Origin of the sequence: Streptomyces sp. NPDC057445, from assembly GCF_042802855.1 — a bacterium.
Lineage (GTDB): Bacteria > Actinomycetota > Actinomycetes > Streptomycetales > Streptomycetaceae > Streptomyces.
This window is the reverse complement of sequence record NZ_JBHVDH010000018.1, coordinates 24,174-41,134: the sequence shown is the minus strand read 5'-3', so window position 1 is coordinate 41,134 and position 16,961 is coordinate 24,174. Positions and strand designations below refer to the sequence as shown.

Genomic DNA, 16,961 nt, shown 5'->3' with positions numbered 1-16,961 from the left:
GACGATTCGGCTTCGGGCATCACCCCCCTTGGTTTCGTGACGACTTGCTCCCGGCGCGCCAGGCCGACAGGCCTGCCGACAGCCGCGGCACCACCCTCGGCAGCAGGGGGCCGCCGGCCGCGGCGGCCAGCCCGACGACGAGGGCGATCAGGAGGGCGTAGCGCACAGCGCCGAGCGCCCAGGCCGGAGTGCGGGGCAGCGGCCCGTCGGAGGCCGCGGGTGCCGCCGCGGACGGTGAGCCGGACGGCCGCGCGGTCGTGGACGGGGACGCTCCGTCGCCGCCGGCCGGACCGTCCGACCGGCCTCCTGCCGCGGTGCCACCGCCGCTCGCGTCCGCGCCGCCCGCTGCCGCGCCGCCGGAGGTTTCCGGGCCCGCGCCCGCGGTCGAACCGCCCTGGGCGCCGCCGGGGCCCGGCCCGGCCGGCGAACCGCCCGCGCGGGACTCGATGGCGTCTGCCGCCGCACGGGTACGGGCCCGGAGGCTCTGCGGCAGCGGGGCGTAACCCTCCGGCAGGGTTCCGGCGGCCACGCCCGGCTGCTGCCCGGCGCCCGCCGCATACCTCAGCAGTGCCGCGTAGTCCTGGCCTTCCTGCTCGGTCAGCTGCTCGGGCACGGTGGCGGCATAGGTGAGCAGGGCGAGCGGATAGGCGCCGCCGGCCGTGGCCGCCGGGTCGGCGGCGACCACCCCGGCGACGCCGGTGGGCTTCATCGCCGCTTGGCCGGCGAGTAGACCGGGCGTGTCCGGGGCGACGAAGCGGCCCGCGGCGTTCCGGAGCTTCGCCGTCACCAGCCCGTAGCGGCTCGCCGTCGCGGTGTCGGTCAGGGCGAGGACGGCCCGCCTGCCCGTGGGCTGCGGGGAGTTCTTCTTGTAGCCGGGCGGCGTGGCCGTGTTGTCCCAGGTGGCCCGGGCGAGCGTGTCACCTCGGGCGGCCGCGCGCGCGGCGGCGTGCATGTCGCCGGCGTAGGGGTGCTTGTCCTGGATGCACAGCGGGTGGTCGGGGTGGTCGTCGAACTGCTGGCAGAACGGGTCGCTCTTCGGGAAGTCGTGCCGCGGCAGCTTGACGTTCCGGTAGTGCGGGTTGACCTTCATCCCGGAGAAGGCGGCGCTGCCGTGGCGGCCCTGGTTGTCGGCGGTGCCGTTCAGGAACTCGCGGGCGGCCGGGTCCTGGTTCACCCAGTTCCACAGCTGCCAGGCCGCGTCGGAGAGCGCCTCGGGCACGAGCGCGTCGCCGAGGTTTCCGGCGAAGTCGAGGTCCCGGTAGTCAGGGTTGACGGCGCGGAACTCCGGGTCGCGGGCCAGGTTGAACGGATTCCGGGCGGTGCTGGGAGCGAAGCGTGAATTGCCGTCCTGGTACGACTCGGTGAGCAGCTTGGCGACCAGCCTCGGGGTGAGGTCGAGCGAGGTGAGCCGCGCCCCGTCACGTGCCTTGACCTCGGGTGGTGCGCTGAAGCCCGACTGGCTCTCGATGAAGAACCCGAGGGTGAGACCGGACAGTGCCACGGGCGCGTACACCGGGTCCGTACCGGCGGGGACCTGGCTGCCCGTGGCCGGGCGGCCCAGGAAGACCATTCCGGGCCTGCCAGAGACGAGCTTGGCGCGGGCGGTGTCATCGGTGACCTGCGCATAGCCGTAGATGGTCCTGGCGGCGGACTGGCACAGGGCCGGCTGCCAGCGGGCGACGGCCTCGGCGACGAGCTCGTTGCCGAGCGTGCTCCGCTCGTCGGCGCCGATCGGGCAGAAGCGGCCCATCGGTTCGAAGCGCAGCGGCACCACGAGCCGGTGCTGCCAGTTGCTCGCGCTGAGGGGCGAGGACTCCAGCAGCCCGCTCGGCCGGGAGGTGTACGAGGTGCCGTTCACCTCGGTCTCGCCGCGCGGCACGACCACCAGCCAGCAGGCCCGGCCCGCGGTCGCGCCCGACGCCCCTCTCGGCACTTCGCCGCACCCCAGACCGGGCGCCTCGAGCGCGGTCTGGGTCTCGAAGTACACCTCGCCCCTGCCGTCGGGACCGCTGCGGGCGTAGGGGACCTCGTTGGTGGTGTTCACGTCGTAGAACTCGTTCCAGTTCCCCTTCGTGATCACATCACCGGTGGCCGACCTGAACGGCATGTAGGAGATGCCGGTGGGGGTCGGCCCGGGCAGTGTCTGGTGTTCGTCCTTCAGGGTGGCGCCGTAGTTGAGCTGCCGGGTGTTGGTGTACGCGCCGGCGGCCTGGCTGCCGGCGCCCGCGCCCAGCGCGGACGTGCCGCCGAACTGGCACTGTTCCGGGTCCGGTCCGCCGGCCTCGTCCCCCCAGCACTGCATGACCTGCAGGTAGTTGGCCGCATAGGTGGTGTCCGAGACCGTGGGGGCGCCGCCCGTCCAGGAGACCTTGACCACTTGGTTGACCAGGTTGCGGGTCTGGCTGACGGTCACCTTCAGGCCCGCGTAGGGCCCCTTGCCCGAGACGGTCGCCGCCGACCCCGCTCCGGAGGCGCTCCGGTCGGCGGCGTCGGCCGGCCGGGGAGCCAGGGCCAGGGCCGCGGCGCCGATCACCGCGAGCAGGACGACCGCGACGACGGACGACGCCCGGACGAACCGGCGGAGTGCGGCGATCATGACCGGCCCCGCTTCAGCCGCCTGTTGAGCAGCGGGGGTCCGACGGTCACGGCGAGCAGCAGCAAGGCCGAGACGGCCATCAGCGCGGTCCGCGTACCGCTGCCGATGCTCTGCGAGGTCGTGACGGGTACGGCGAACGCGTCGACGTTGCCGCCTCCGCCCGCCGCGTCGCCCGCCCCGACGACCTGCCCGGTGTCCGGGTCGACCGTGGCGCCGCCTGGACCGCCCGTGGCTCCGGCAGAGCCCGCGCCGGCCGGCGTCCCGCCCGCACCCTTGCCGCCCGTGCCCGCGTTCGGTCCGCCGGATCCGCCGCCACCGGTGGCGCCCTGGGCGGAACCGGACGAGCCGCCGGAACCGCCCGAACCACCCGAAGCCGAGCCGCCGCCACCGCCGTTGACGGTGGTCGGGGTCTTGGCGCCGCCCGTGCCGGTCGAGCACTGCGCCGTGCCCTTCTTGTCACAGGCGGGCGGATAGGGGGCGGTCTTGACCAGGGTGTTGGTGCCGTCGGCGGAGAAGGTGGGGTTGCGGCAGTCCTTGATGTCGACCGACTCGACGTCCACACCGGGAATCCGGCGGACCTGCTTGAGTCCGGCCTGCACCAGGTTGATCGGCAGCGGTGAGTAGCCGAGGTTGTCCACGTGCTGCTGCCCCTGGCAGAGGAAGTAGTACGCGAAGGCGCCGAGCGTCTTGCCCTTCTGGGCGTTGAAGTTGGACTCCGTCTTCGTCGGGATGATCATGTAGCTGTAGCTCGACAGCGGATAGCTCCGCGGGTCACGGTCGTTGTAGACGCGGTCGAGCTTCTGGGTGAGATAGGCGGGTGAGGAGGCGTTCTCCTCGATCTCCGCCTTCGTGAGCGCCACGGCCACGTTCTTCGCGGTCGGCTCGGTGTAGTACCCGGCCTCGTTCAGCACCTTGGCCACCGGGAACCCGGTGGTGTACACGGCGTAGGAGTACTCGACGTAGGTGATGGTGCCGACGTTGCCCGCCTGGGCGACGTAGCCGGACACGCCGTTCGAGCCCGACTGGCCGACGAAGCCGCTCCCCGGTACGAGCGGGTAGTTCGACGTCGCCCCGCAGGGTGTGCCCCGGCCCGCCCTGCGGCAGTAGGCGTCCCACAGCCCCGGGTGCTTCTTGCTCAGCCAGGTCGTGAACTGCGCCGTGGTGCCGGAGCCGTCGGAGCGCACCACGGGCACCACCCGGCGGGCGGGCAGTGCGGCGGCGAGCGCGGGGTTGTCGGCCTTGATGGCAGGGTCGTTCCAGGTCTTGATCTGCCCTGTGAAGATCCTGGCGACGACCTCGCCGGACAGCCGGAGGTTGGTCACCCGCCTGTTGCCGATCGTGAGGTTGTACATGAACGACGTGCCGCCGGCGACGATCGGCATGTAGGCGTACTTGCGCGACGGCGGTGAGTCGACGACGCCCGAGTCCTTGATGCCGTACGGGATCTCGGAGACGCCGTAGTCCACGGTGCCGTTGCGGAACTGGTTGCGGCCGTCGGAGGAACCGGTGCCGTTGTAGTTCACCGTCATCCCGTACTGCTTGACGTTGGCCCGCCACTGGTCGAGGGCGTTCTGGCTCCAGGTGGATCCGGCACCCGAGATCGGGACGTAGGTCGCGGCGGCTGCGGGCTCGGCGCCCGGCATCGTGGCGCCGAGCAGGAGGGCGGCCAGCAGGGCGATGACGGTCACGACCCTCGGGCGGATACGTGCTGTGGGTGCCGGAGGCGATCCGGGCATGGCAGAGACTCCTGGTCGGTTCGATCGGTACGGGGCGGGGCGGATTCCGTGGCGCGGACGGGCGCGGGCCCGCGGGGAGCGGCGTGCGGTCACTCCGACGGCCGGACCGGGACATCGGGCGGGCCGTCCGACGGTGTGCCGGTCGTCGCGGCCCGCCCCTCGGGCGCTTGTGGCCTGAGCCGCGCGCGCCTGCTCATGCGCTCGGCGTCCCGGCGCGACGCCAGTACGCGGCGGTGCTGCTGGTTGCGGGTGAGCTCACCGGGAGCACGCCCGCCGATCACGCGCGCCACGACGAACAGCAGCAGCACGAGCGCCATCAGCAGGGCGGCCGATCCGAATCCGCGGGCGATGAGGCTGGGCTGGGGGGAGCCCACCAGCTGGAAGGTGGCCAGCGGAAGCGAGACCTGGGGACCGCTGAGCGCGTTGGCGTTCAGATCGGCCGTGAAGCCGGAGGTGAGCAGCACCGGCGAGGTCTCGCCGATCCCCCGGGCGGTGCCGAGGATCACGGCGGTGGTGAGACCGGAGCGCGCGGTGGGCAGCACCACGGTCCACACCGTGCGCCACTGGCTCGCGCCCAGGGCGTACGAGGCCTCGCGCAGCGAGCCCGGCACCAGCCTGATGACCACATCGGCGGCGCGGATGATGATGGGCAGCATCATCACGCCGAGCGCCAGGGCGGCGGCGAACCCGGACTTGTCGAAACCGAGGATGAGGATCACCGTGGCGTAGATGAACAGCCCCGCGACGATGGACGGCAGCGCCGTCATCGCCTCGACGATGGTCCGTACGAACCGGGCGTAACGTCCCGGCACTTCGTTGAGGAACACCGCGCAGGCCAGCCCGAGCGGCACCGTGATCGCCAGCGAGATGGCGATCTGCTCCAGCGTTCCGACGATCGCGTGGACGACTCCGCCGTCGCTGAGCGGCTGGAGCGGGCCGGTGCGCGACATGTCCTCGGTGAAGAAGTTGAGGTGCACGAGGGCAGAACGGCCCCGCCACAGGGTGTACACCACCACCATGACCAGCGCCGCGAGCAGCAGCACGGCAAGGCTCTGCCACAGCACGGCCGCGACCTTGTCCCGTACCGCCACGCCGCTCTCGTCGAAGGAGACGAGCACCGCGTACACGCCGAGGAAGAGCAGACAGGCGACGACGACGAAGCCCAGGACGGAGTCGAACGGGGCGATCCACACGAACAGCAGCACCGTCAGGGCGAGCGAGCCGACGGCCGCGCCCGTCAGGGCGAGCAGGTCGGAGGCGTGCACGGACGAGGTGTTGCGGCGGACTTCCGGGGAGCCGTCCCGGTCCCCGGCCACCGGCCGTACGGTCCCCGTCTGCCCGGCAGTGCTCTTGTGCAGCGGGTGTTGCTCGACGAGCTCGGTCATCTCAGGCCTCCGCCCCGCTGCCCGAGCGGCTGCGGGCCGCGATCGAGGAGGCGATGAAGTTCACGACGAGGGTCATCAGGAAGAGCGCGAGTCCTGCGGCCATGAGGGCCGACATGCCGAACGCGCTCGCGGAGCCGTAGCGCAGTGCGATCAGCGCAGAGACGGAGTTGGCACCGTTCTGCAGGATGTGCGGCTGCACGGCGAAGACCGGCGAGATGATCATGTAGACGGCGATCGTCTCGCCGAGCGCCCGGCCCAGGCCGAGCATGGTGCCGCCGATCACGCCGCCCCAGCCGAACGGCAGGACGACGGCGCGGATCATTCCCCACCGGGTCGCCCCGAGGGCGAACGCGCCCTCGCGCTCGCCCGGAGGTGCTTGCGAGAAGGTCTCCCGCATCACCGAGCAGGCGATCGGCGTGACCATCAGCGCCACGACGATCCCGGCGATGAAGGTGGACGACGTGTAGACGGTCGTCGTCTCCAGCGGGTCGTGGGGGTCGGTTCCGTCGACCCTGAAGAACGGGATCCATGAGAAGTACGTCGCGATCCAGCGGGACAGCCCGACCACATGGCCCTGCAGGAAGAAGGCGCCCCACAGGCCGTAGACCACGCTCGGTACGGCGGCCATCAGGTCCACGAGGCTGACGAGCGTCCGCTTCAGCCTGCGCGGCGCGTACTCCGCGATGTACAGGGCGGTGCCCAGCGCCAGTGGCAGCGCGATGCTGATCGCCACCAGGCCGATGAGCACGGTCCCGGTGAGCACCGCGGCGATGCCGAAGTGGCGGGAGTCCGGCTCCCACGCAGATGTGGTGAGGAACGAGCCGCCCGCGACGCCGAGCGCCTGGTACGCGCGATAGGTGAGGAAGACGCCGACCAGCAGCATGACGGCCAGGACCACGGCACCGCTGCCACGTGCCGCCCCGCGGAAGAGGCGGTCCCCCGGCTCACCTCTGCCCCGCACCGCACGTGGCGCGTCGACGCCTTCCGGCCCCTGCCACGACGAGCGCCCTGGGCCGGGCATGACAGCCGTCATCGCGCACCCGCCCCGGCCGTGACGCCGGCGGTACGCGGGAGGGCGTGGCCTTCGTCGTCCGGCTCCGCACCCGTGGAAGAGGGCCGCGCGGGCCCGCGCAGTGGCACACCCCGCGGCCGGGGCCGCCGGTTGGGCATGCCTTCCGCCAGCTGGGCCACGGGAACCGCGGCGAGGAACTGGCCCAGGTTGTACTGGCACTCCCGATGGCGCAGATAGGAGCGTCCGGCGACCGCCACGGTCCGCCCCTCGATCTCCAGGCGCCAGGTCCAACTGCCCGCCGTGTCCGCCATCGTGAGAAGTACCCGGGCCTCCGCGGCTTCGGCGCGGAACCGGACAACCGCGGCCCGGCACTCCGCGAGGCCGCTGAACGTGTCGGCGCTGCGTCCGAGTTCACGGTTGTTCGCGCCGACAAGTCGCCACCCGACCGGTTTCTCCTCTCCCTCCGGTCTCTGTGGCGATACGCGCACTACGTAAAGGAACCGCGGCCGAACCATCAGAACCACCCCCACTCGTCTTCCGTCCTTGCGTTTGTGGCGTGCGGCGGAAAGACATCCCCAAGCGCCCCTGACGGTCGCGGGTTGTGTGGGGGCTGTGTGCACGGCGAGGTGAAGGCCGAACGGAGAGCAAATGAATGGGAATCTCCGATGAACCGTAGGTAATCGTGATCAAGATCCCGGTGACGCTGCGCGTCCCCTGTGACGACAGGAGGCCCCGCGCCCCTGGTTGCCTCTGTGACCCGCGGGAGCGCAGGTCACAGCACGGACGGAGGACCGCGTCACCCGCACTCGTCCGCGCCGGGGGACACTTCCCGGTATGGACATCCTCATCAGACGGGCCGAGACGCGGGAGTACGAGGCTCTGGGAGAGCTCACCGCGCTGACGTATCTCCGTGACGGTCTACTGGAATTCGGGGAGGCCGACCCCTATCTCGAGGTCCTTCGGGACGTCGCCACGCGCGCCGGACAGGCCGAGGTACTGGTCGCCGTGGACGAGGCGGGGCAGGTGCTCGGCGGCGTGACCTTCGCCCCCGGCGGCACGCCGTGGGCCGACATCGCGCGGACCGACGAGACCGAGTTCCGGATGCTCGCGGTCGCCGCGCCGGCCCGCGGACGCGGAGCCGGGGAGGCGCTCGTGAGGGCCTGCATCGAGCGTGCGAGGAGCACCGAAGGGTGCCTGCGGCTCCTGCTGTCGACGACTTCCGCCATGCGTGCCGCGCACCGCATCTACGAGCGCCTGGGCTTCGTGAGGACCCCTGAGCGGGACTGGGAACCCATCCCCGGACTCGGTCTGCTCACCTACGGCCTGGAGCTCTGAACACCACGGCGACACAACATGTGGGGGGTGCCGCAAGCCGTCGCCCCCACATGTATGCTCATGCTCGCTGTCGCTGCAGGGGAATCCGGTGCGAATCCGGAACTGTCCCGCAACGGTGTGTTGGTGTGCCTTTGCGCTCTCGCGCAGGCAGACAACCGCGAGTCCGAGGACCTGCCGACGGTGCGCCCGGACCGACCGGCCCGGGTGCCGACGACGTCCGGGCCTCGCGGAAACAGGCCGGTGGACGCGGCGTACCTGCCCCCGGGTGAGTGCGCCCGTGCCCCGTGCCCCCGCCGGCCCCGAGCCGAGCGAGGGAGAGCACCCAGTGACCATCGCGCCGCCAGATCCTGCATCTACGCAGACACAGCTCGCCGATGGGCCAGGCACCGCGCTGCTGCGCATCCTGACCGACCTCACCGCCGATCTCCCCGACACCGACCCCGGCCGCGTCGCCGCCGCCGCCCTCCGAGGGCGCCACGCGGGCTCCGACGAGGCCGAGTTGCGCGAACTGGCCACTGAGGCCGCCGCCGGTCTGATCTCCGAGGACCCGGCGTACTCACGGCTCGCCGCCCGGCTGCTGACTCGCACGATCGCGAAGGAGGCGGCCTCACAGGGTGCGGCCGCGTTCTCCGATTCCATCGCCGTCGGCCACCGCGAGGGCCTGATCGCGGACCGCACAGCCGCGTTCGTGGAGACGCACGCCTCCCGGCTCGACGCGCTGATCGACCCCACGGCCGACGACCGCTTCGGCTACTTCGGCCTGCGCACCCTCTACAGCCGCTACCTCCTGCGCCACCCGATCAGCCGCAAGGTCGTCGAGACCCCGCAGCAGTTCATGCTGCGCGTGGCCGCCGGCCTCGCAGAGGACGACTCCGTACGCTCCCTCGACGAGGTCGCCGCGCTGTACGCGCTGATGAGCCGGCTCGACTATCTGCCGTCGTCCCCGACCCTGTTCAACTCCGGTACCCGGCACCCCCAGATGTCGTCCTGCTATCTGCTGGACTCCCCGCTGGACGAGCTGGACTCGATCTACGACCGCTACCACCAGGTGGCGCGGCTCTCGAAGCACGCGGGCGGCATCGGCCTGTCGTACTCCCGCATCCGCTCCCGCGGTTCGCTGATCCGCGGCACCAACGGCCACTCCAACGGGATCGTGCCGTTCCTGCGGACCCTCGACTCCTCCGTCGCCGCCGTGAACCAGGGCGGCCGGCGCAAGGGCGCCGCCTGCGTCTACCTCGAGACCTGGCACGCGGACATCGAGGAGTTCCTCGAGCTGCGCGACAACACGGGTGAGGAGGCGCGGCGTACGCACAACCTCAACCTGGCGCACTGGATCCCGGACGAGTTCATGCGCCGGGTGAACGAGGACGCCGACTGGTCGCTCTTCTCCCCCGCCGACGTCCCCGAGCTGGTCGACCTCTGGGGCGACGAGTTCGACGCCGCCTACCGCAAGGCCGAGGAGGCGGGCCTGGCCCGCAGGACCATCCCGGCGCGCGACCTGTACGGCCGCATGATGCGTACGCTCGCCCAGACCGGCAACGGCTGGATGACCTTCAAGGACGCCTCGAACCGCACCGCGAACCAGACCGCGGAGCCCGGCACCGTGGTGCACTCCTCCAACCTGTGCACCGAGATCATCGAGGTGACGAACGACGGCGAGACCGCGGTCTGCAACCTCGGTTCCGTCAACCTCGGCGCGTTCGTCAGGAACGAGGCCGGCGACGCGGGCGACGTCATCGACTGGGAGCGGCTCGACGCCACTGTCCGTACGGCCGTCACCTTCCTCGACCGGGTCGTCGACATCAACTTCTACCCGACCGAGCAGGCCGGCCGCTCCAACGCCAAGTGGCGCCCGGTGGGTCTCGGGGCGATGGGCCTCCAGGACGTCTTCTTCCAGCTGCGCCTGCCCTTCGACTCCGCCGAGGCGAAAGCCCTGTCGACGCGCATCGCCGAGCGCATCATGCTGGCGGCCTACGAGGCGTCCTGCGACCTCGCAGAGCGGAGCGGCCCGCTGCCCGCCTGGGAGCAGACCCGCGCGGCGCGCGGTGTGCTGCACCCCGATCACTACGACGTGGAGCTCAACTGGCCCGAGCGGTGGGAGGCGCTGCGCGCCCGGATCGCCACGACCGGCATGCGCAACTCCCTGCTGCTCGCCATCGCGCCGACCGCCACCATCGCGTCGATCGCGGGCGTGTACGAGTGCATCGAGCCGCAGGTCTCGAACCTGTTCAAGCGCGAGACGCTGTCCGGCGAGTTCCTCCAGGTCAACTCCTACCTGGTGAACGACCTGAAGAAGCTGGGCGTGTGGGACGCACAGACCCGTGAGGCGCTGCGCGACTCCAGCGGCTCGGTGCAGGGCCTCAACTGGATCCCGGCGGACGTGCGGGCGCTGTACCGCACGGCGTGGGAGATCCCGCAGCGCGGCCTCATCGACATGGCCGCGGCCCGCACCCCGTTCCTCGACCAGTCGCAGTCGCTGAACCTCTTCCTGGAGACGCCGACCATCGGCAAGCTCAGCTCGATGTACGCGTACGCCTGGAAGCAGGGCCTGAAGACGACCTACTACCTGCGTTCCCGTCCGGCGACCCGCATCGCGCGCGCCGCATCCGGCAGCGCGGCTGCCACTGCCCCCGTTCCCGCACAGCAGGCGGCCCCCGACGCCGAAGCGATCGCCTGCTCGCTCGAGAACCCCGAGTCCTGCGAGGCCTGCCAGTAATGCCCACCGAAGCCAAGAGCGCCAAGACCGCTCACCACAAGAACCTGCTCGACCCCGGCTTCGAGCTGACGCTCCGCCCGATGCGCTACCCCGACTTCTACGAGCGCTACCGGGACGCGATCAAGAACACCTGGACGGTGGAGGAGGTCGACCTCCACTCGGACGTCGCCGATCTCGCCAAGCTCTCCCCCGGTGAGCAGCACCTGATCGGCCGTCTGGTCGCCTTCTTCGCGACCGGCGACTCGATCGTGGCGAACAACCTGGTGCTGACGCTCTACAAGCACATCAACTCACCCGAGGCGCGGCTCTATCTCTCCCGCCAGCTCTTCGAGGAGGCCGTACATGTCCAGTTCTATCTGACGCTGCTGGACACCTACCTCCCGAACCCGGATGACCGCGCCGCCGCCTTCGACGCGGTCGAGAACATTCCGTCGATCCGCGAGAAGGCAGAGTTCTGCTTCAAGTGGATGGACTCGGTCGAGAAGATCGACCGCCTGGAGACCAGGGCCGACCGCCGCCGCTTCGTGCTGAATCTGATCTGCTTCGCGGCGTGCATCGAGGGCCTGTTCTTCTACGGGGCGTTCGCGTACGTCTACTGGTTCCGCTCGCGCGGGCTGCTGCACGGACTGGCGACCGGGACGAACTGGGTCTTCCGGGACGAAACCATGCACATGAACTTCGCCTTCGAGGTCGTGGACACGGTCCGCAAGGAGGAGCCCGACCTCTTCGACGACGAACTCCAGCAGCAGGTCACCGACATGCTGAAGGAGGCCGTGGCGGCTGAGCTGCAGTTCGGTCGCGACCTGTGCGGCGAGGGCCTCCCGGGAATGAACACCGAGTCGATGCGCGAGTACCTGGAGTGTGTCGCCGACCAGCGGCTGACCCGGCTCGGGTTCGCTCCGGTCTACGGCTCGCAGAACCCCTTCTCCTTCATGGAGCTGCAGGGCGTCCAGGAGCTGACGAACTTCTTCGAGCGCCGCCCGTCGGCGTATCAGGTCGCCGTCGAGGGCTCCGTGGACCTGGACGAGGACTTCTGACCGTTCGGCCGTTCGCACGCGGGTCGGGGCCCGGACCGGATGACGGTCCGGGCCCCGGCCCGTTGCGCGTTGCGCAGCCGGCCGCCGAGTTCCGCGCCGGCCGTGGCCACGACCCCGGCGAACACGGCAACCATGGGCATGACGAACGACCAGCAGGAGTCGTGCGGTGCGTCCGGGCATCGGCCGCCATGAGGAGTTGACGGGTCCGCCGGTTGCGGGAGCTGCCGGGGTGTGCACGCCAGAGACCGACCGGGTGGTCGACGCACGTCAACAGGGCCGGGACAGCCGTCGTTCGTCCGCCCGTCGGCGGTAACGCGCGCGCCCCGCACCGGTCCACGGTGCGGGGCGCGCAAACGGCGGAAGGGCCGCCGCCGTCAGTCGTTCGGCACGGTCTCGTAGCGGGGCGTACCCTCGGCCATCTGCTTCAGCGCGTCCTTGCGGTCGCGCTTCGACAGCCGGTCGATGTACAGGTAGCCGTACAGATGGTCCGTCTCGTGCTGCAGGCAGCGGGCGAAGTAGCCGGTGCCACGCACCTTGATCGGGTTGCCCTGGGCGTCCTGCCCGTGCACCTCGGCGTAGTCCGGACGGGCCAGCGACGCGTACGCGGTCGGGACGGACAGGCAGCCCTCGTTCGAGTCGTCGAGCACACGACGCTCCGGCGGCAGCTCCTGGAGCACCGGGTTGCAGACCACACCGGTGTGACGTGCACCCTCGTCGTCCGGGCAGTCGTAGACGAAGACCTTCAGGTCCACCCCGATCTGGTTGGCGGCCAGGCCAACGCCCTCCGCCGCCCGCTGGCTGGCGAACATGTCGTCGATCAGCGCCGCGAGCTTGTCGTCGAACTCGGTGACGTCCTTGCACTCCTTGTGGAGCACCGGGTTGCCCACGACGGTGATCGGACGGGCCGTGCCGCGCTCGCGGTACGCCCGCTCGCGCTCCTCGCAGTCCTCCGTGTCGACGACGAAGCCGTCGTTGATCTGCTCGTCCGTCTCCTGCTGCGCCATTCCGCCGTAAGCCTTCCTGAAAAACCCGGTCTCGATGTCCGGTACAGCCTACGGCCCTGCCGGAGTGGTCAGCAGACTTCCTCGAGATCTCGCCACTCACGGCTGTCCGGGCTGTCCGCGACCCAGCCGTCGAGCAGGCCGCGCACCAGCCCGGCGGGAGCCGCGATACCGCACTCGCGCTCCGGCACCCACAGGTCCCCGGCCGTGCGGTGGCCCAGCGGTCCGGGGTGGCCGGGCTCACTGTGGTCGTGCGGATCGAGGTGCTCGCCGTCACCCTCGGCGCTCGGCATCACGCCTTCGGAACAGGCCCGGCACAGCAGCCGCACCGAAGAGGACCAGTCCTCGGCGGCGAAACCGGCGTCGGCGGCGAGCTGCTCCAGCGCGTCCCGGTCCTCCTCGGTGGCGGCCTCCAGCAGCACCACCCAGGTGGGGACGGGCGAGGGCGCCCAGAGCTCGATCTCGTCGAAGACGGGGAAGCTGTGGCCGGCGGCGGTGGTGCGCTCGCCGTGCGGTACGCCGTCGTGCAGAACGACCTCGCCCCAGCGGCGGCCGGACGACGGCAGCGGGATGGAGAGCACCTCTATCCGGGCCGGGTCGAGCCTGCGGCCCCACACGACCTCGGCCTCGCCCTCCGGCGACAGCCTCACGGCGGCGCTGCCCAGCTCCATGCCGAGCGGCTCGCCGTTGGCCGCGGCCTCGCCGGGGACCTTGAGCCCGTACGCCTGCCAGGAGCGGCGGGCCAGCGGCCAGTCCTGCAGGGCGGTGGCGGCGATGCCCACGTTCCACCAGTCCGGGGCGCCGGTCTCCTTGTCGAGCAGCGCCACGGCGCGCAGGCCCGCGGCGCGCGCCTGCTCCCAGTCGTGCCGGAACTTGTGCAGCAGCGCCAGGTTGAACCAGGACTCCGAGAGCCAGGGCTCCAGGTCCGCCGCGCGGGTCAGCAGTGCTCCCGCGTCCTCGTACCGGCCGTCGCCGATCAGCGTGAACGCGCGGTCGGTGGCCTGCCGCCAAGAGGCGGAGGGCCGATGCCGTACCTTCCCGAAGATCCTCACGATTCCTGCCTGCCGGTCGCTCGGGTCACTTCCCCCGGACACATTGCCTGTCTGTGTCGCTGTCGTCCGTGTCGCTGTCGTCCGTCGTCTGTCTCTTGTACCTGCCTTCATTCGCATCCAACCATGCCCGGTCCGACGCTCGCTCATTACCCATGGGTTACCCGGACAGGCAGGAGGTCAGACAGCCGACCCGCCTCCCGCCACCACGGGTCAGCGCAGGACCGGGCCCTGCGGACCGCGCCCCTGTCGGCCCAGCACACGGGCGAGCGACTCCACGACTTCCGGCTGATGGTCGTGGGCGGTCGCGAGACGGAGCTGTTCGAGGGCGCTGAGCACGCCTTTGGCACTTTCACCGGTGAGATCGTCGTACGCGTTGACGGTACGGACGATCCGGGCGGGCAGCGGCTGCTCACGGTAGGGGTCGGCCTGCCGCTCGACAATGACGGCGACGTACGCAGGCACGCCGGTCTGGCGGACCACCGCGCCCCCCAGCATGGCTATTCGGCGCTGCTCGGCCGCGGGAAGCAAAGCGGTTGCCCCTTCCGGTACGGGGTCCACCAGCGAGAGCTGCCCGATGTCGTGCATGAGCGCCGCGTACTCCAGAACGGTCAGCTCGGCCGCGGACAGACCCAGATCCCGCCCCACGGCGGTGCTGAGCGCCGCGACCCGGCGGGCGTGACCGTGGGGGGTGTACCCGGCGATCTCGGTGGCCCGGGCCAGCGAGGCGATGGTCTGGCGGCAGGTCGTCCGTATCGCCGCGTAACGGCGGAACGAGAGCTGGGTGAGGAGCAGCGGTACGCAGAGCACGGGCAGCGCCCAGAGCCCCGTGACGGCGACGGCGAGCGCCATCACGGCGCCGGTCGCGCAGACCGCAGAGCCGATGCCGAGGAGCGAGCGCAGCTCGTCGCGCAGGAGTGGGCCGTACGGATAACGGGTGCGGGCCCGCAGCATCAGGGCCGCGAGCACGGCGTCGCAGAGCGCGGTGAGGAGAAGGACCAGCACCAGGCAGAGTGCATAGTAGGGGCCCTTGCCGACCTGTCCGGCCAACTCTCCCGAGTCGCGCAGCGGTTGGAAGCACACCGCGGCGAATGCGACGGTGATCACCCGGCGGACCGCCTGGTCCGGTGCGGGGCCACGGCCGCGGGCGAGATGGGGTACGGCGCCGGCGAGCGCTCCCGCGACGCAGACCGCGACGACCTGGAGGACGCCGTGCGTCGTGGACCGTCCGGCACTCTCGGCGAGCAGCGCGTACGCCAGCGCCCCCGCGGATCCGACGGGCGCGGGCTCACGCTCCCCCGGCGGCGCGTCCCTGCGTGCGAGCTCCCCGACGGCGATGAGCACCCCGAACGCGAGCGCGATCTCGGGGTCCTCGATCCCGTTCCACAGGGTCCGGGCCAGTCCGGCCCCCGTGAGCGCCGCGGCGGTGCCGTACACGCCCACGACGGTGAGCGGGACGCTGCGCCTCATCCGTCCCGCCTGTCGGGGATGCCACGCGCCGCCCGGGCCGTGGCCACGGCCTCCACCACCCGCCGCACCCTTCCGGCCGCGCCTGCGTATGCGCCGGGGGCTCCGGATGCGGTCACGCCGGCCGCCGGTCCGGCGCCGTACCCGCCGGGCCCGCGGCGGCCACGGTCGTCGGCCATGAACCCGGCCGCGTCCGTGCCGCCGCGCGGCGGCTGCGGCCGGTACGTCCCGGCGCCCGACACCGGACCCGCGGCCGACGGCGGAGCCGCGACCGGCTGCGCGCCCGCGCCCGGCAGGGGCGGCGTGTCCACGGTGACCTCCGGCTGCCAGCCGTGGCGGGTCAGGGCACGGTCGAGGGCACGCACCATCCGTGGGTCGAACTGGGTGCCGGCGCACCGCTTCAGTTCCTCGACCGCCGTGGCGACCGGCCGGGCCCGCCGGTAGGAGCGGGTCGAGGTCATCGCGTCGAACGCGTCGGCGACGGCCACGACGCGCGCGAACTCGGGGATCTGCCGTCCGGCGAGACCGTACGGATAGCCGCTGCCGTCGAGCCGTTCGTGGTGGTGCAGGATCGCCGCCCTGGCCTCGCCGAGGAAGCCGATGCCGCGGACCATCTCGTGCCCGTACTCCGGGTGGAGTTCGATCACGCGCCGCTCCTCCGGCGTGAGGGGCCCGTCCTTGCGCAGCACACGCGTGGGCACGCCGAGCTTGCCGAGGTCGTGCAGGACACCGGCGAAACGGAGGGCCGCCTGACGTTCCTCGTCCATGCCCAGCTCCCGCGCGATCAGCACGGACGCCCGTCCCACCCGCTCGCTGTGGCCGCGGGTGTACCGGTCCTTGATGTCGACGGCCTGCACGAGCGCGCGGATGGTGGACTCGTGCGCGTGCTGCTCACGGTGGTACTGCGCGAAAACCCAGCAGGAGATGTACATCGGCAGCAGGACGAGCGTGGCGGAGACCGGGCCGTACGGGCTTCGCCACAGGAGGGCCATCATCAGTCCGGCCGGCCCGTGAACGGCGTGCGGCGCGAGCGAGCGCGGCAGCAGCCCACGCCAGGCCGCGCCCAACGGCAGGCATTCGGCCATGGCCAGGATGGCCCCGTCCAGCGCGGCGAGCACCACGGAGAACGCCAGCACCGCCGCCCCCGCGGGCAGCAGCGCGATCGGAGCGCCGGGCGCGTTGCCGAGCCCGCCGCACAGGACGGCCGCCCACGACGCGGCCCACGCGGCCAGGGCGAGTTGGGCGGCGCGCCACGCCCTCCGTATGCCCTCGGGCTCCTGTTCCACATGGGCGACGACCGCGCCGGGCACCGCGACCAGCGCCGCCGCGGCGGGCGGCAGCAGCAACGCGGCCGCCAGCAGGACGGGAAAGAACGATCCGGCACCCAGCGGTACCGGACCGCCCGGTAACCGTCCGGCGAGCGTACGGCCGCCCGGGGCCTCGCAGAGCGCGTAGATCGCGGCGAGCAGCGCAACCTCGCCCCAGGAGACATCCGCACCCGGCAGCAGCGCGGGAAAAGCACATGCGCCGGCACACAACACGGCACAGAGAACCAGCGCGCGTACCCCGCCCGGAATGCCTCTCACCAGCCGTCAGCCCTCCTCAGCCGCCCCCAGGGCCCTTCAAG

General features: G+C 71.6%; 12 protein-coding genes and 1 riboswitch. Of the genes, 3 read left to right on the top strand and 9 right to left on the bottom strand.

The features are described from left to right. Positions 1-19: 19 nt before the first annotated feature. From ACFU5O_RS28495 to ACFU5O_RS28475, 5 genes are all read right to left on the bottom strand, one after another. Positions 20-2,596, bottom strand: a complete 2,577-nt coding sequence (locus tag ACFU5O_RS28495) for a hypothetical protein (RefSeq protein ID WP_384244880.1) — start codon at positions 2,594-2,596, stop codon at positions 20-22. After that, on the bottom strand, positions 2,593-4,332 hold the full coding sequence (gene pstS, locus ACFU5O_RS28490; protein WP_384244878.1) for a phosphate ABC transporter substrate-binding protein PstS: 1,740 nt from the start codon (positions 4,330-4,332) through the stop codon (positions 2,593-2,595). The genes ACFU5O_RS28495 and pstS overlap by 4 nt, the downstream gene beginning before the upstream one ends. 89 nt (positions 4,333-4,421) lie before the next feature. Beyond that, positions 4,422-5,717, bottom strand: a complete 1,296-nt coding sequence (gene pstA, locus ACFU5O_RS28485; protein ID WP_384244877.1) for a phosphate ABC transporter permease PstA — start codon at positions 5,715-5,717, stop codon at positions 4,422-4,424. A gap of 1 nt (position 5,718) precedes the next feature. Next, the gene (pstC, locus tag ACFU5O_RS28480) at positions 5,719-6,738 is read right to left on the bottom strand and encodes a phosphate ABC transporter permease subunit PstC (RefSeq protein WP_384244875.1); all 1,020 of its coding nucleotides are present in this window, start codon (positions 6,736-6,738) and stop codon (positions 5,719-5,721) included. Between the two features lie 8 nt (positions 6,739-6,746). Beyond that, positions 6,747-7,217, bottom strand: coding sequence for a hypothetical protein (locus tag ACFU5O_RS28475; RefSeq protein WP_384244874.1), 471 nt, complete (start codon positions 7,215-7,217; stop codon positions 6,747-6,749). A gap of 346 nt (positions 7,218-7,563) precedes the next feature. On the opposite strand from ACFU5O_RS28475, the gene ACFU5O_RS28470 reads away from it, so the two are divergent. From ACFU5O_RS28470 to ACFU5O_RS28460, 3 genes are all read left to right on the top strand, one after another. Then, positions 7,564-8,064: a GNAT family N-acetyltransferase gene (locus ACFU5O_RS28470; RefSeq protein ID WP_384244873.1), complete on the top strand. Its 501-nt coding sequence runs from the start codon at positions 7,564-7,566 to the stop codon at positions 8,062-8,064. Between the two features lie 79 nt (positions 8,065-8,143). Continuing rightward, positions 8,144-8,236, top strand: a riboswitch (cobalamin riboswitch). A 153-nt stretch (positions 8,237-8,389) separates the two neighbouring features. Further along, positions 8,390-10,780 (top strand): ribonucleoside-diphosphate reductase subunit alpha, encoded by a 2,391-nt coding sequence (locus ACFU5O_RS28465; protein ID WP_384244871.1) that lies wholly within the window; start codon positions 8,390-8,392, stop codon positions 10,778-10,780. Continuing rightward, entirely contained in the window at positions 10,780-11,817 is a 1,038-nt protein-coding gene (locus tag ACFU5O_RS28460; protein ID WP_384244870.1) for a ribonucleotide-diphosphate reductase subunit beta, read from the top strand. Before ACFU5O_RS28465 ends, ACFU5O_RS28460 begins: the two co-directional genes overlap by 1 nt. 374 nt (positions 11,818-12,191) lie before the next feature. Here the strand turns inward: ACFU5O_RS28460 and def are convergent, their stop codons facing one another. From def to ACFU5O_RS28440, 4 genes are all read right to left on the bottom strand, one after another. After that, complete coding sequence (gene def / locus ACFU5O_RS28455; protein ID WP_384244869.1) at positions 12,192-12,821, bottom strand: peptide deformylase; 630 nt, start codon at positions 12,819-12,821, stop codon at positions 12,192-12,194. Between the two features lie 68 nt (positions 12,822-12,889). Continuing rightward, positions 12,890-13,870: a tetratricopeptide repeat protein gene (locus ACFU5O_RS28450; protein WP_384244867.1), complete on the bottom strand. Its 981-nt coding sequence runs from the start codon at positions 13,868-13,870 to the stop codon at positions 12,890-12,892. 210 nt (positions 13,871-14,080) lie between these two features. Continuing rightward, on the bottom strand, positions 14,081-15,337 hold the full coding sequence (locus ACFU5O_RS28445; protein WP_384244866.1) for an HD-GYP domain-containing protein: 1,257 nt from the start codon (positions 15,335-15,337) through the stop codon (positions 14,081-14,083). After that, complete coding sequence (locus ACFU5O_RS28440; RefSeq protein ID WP_384244865.1) at positions 15,334-16,920, bottom strand: HD-GYP domain-containing protein; 1,587 nt, start codon at positions 16,918-16,920, stop codon at positions 15,334-15,336. Before ACFU5O_RS28440 ends, ACFU5O_RS28445 begins: the two co-directional genes overlap by 4 nt. Positions 16,921-16,961: the final 41 nt, after the last annotated feature.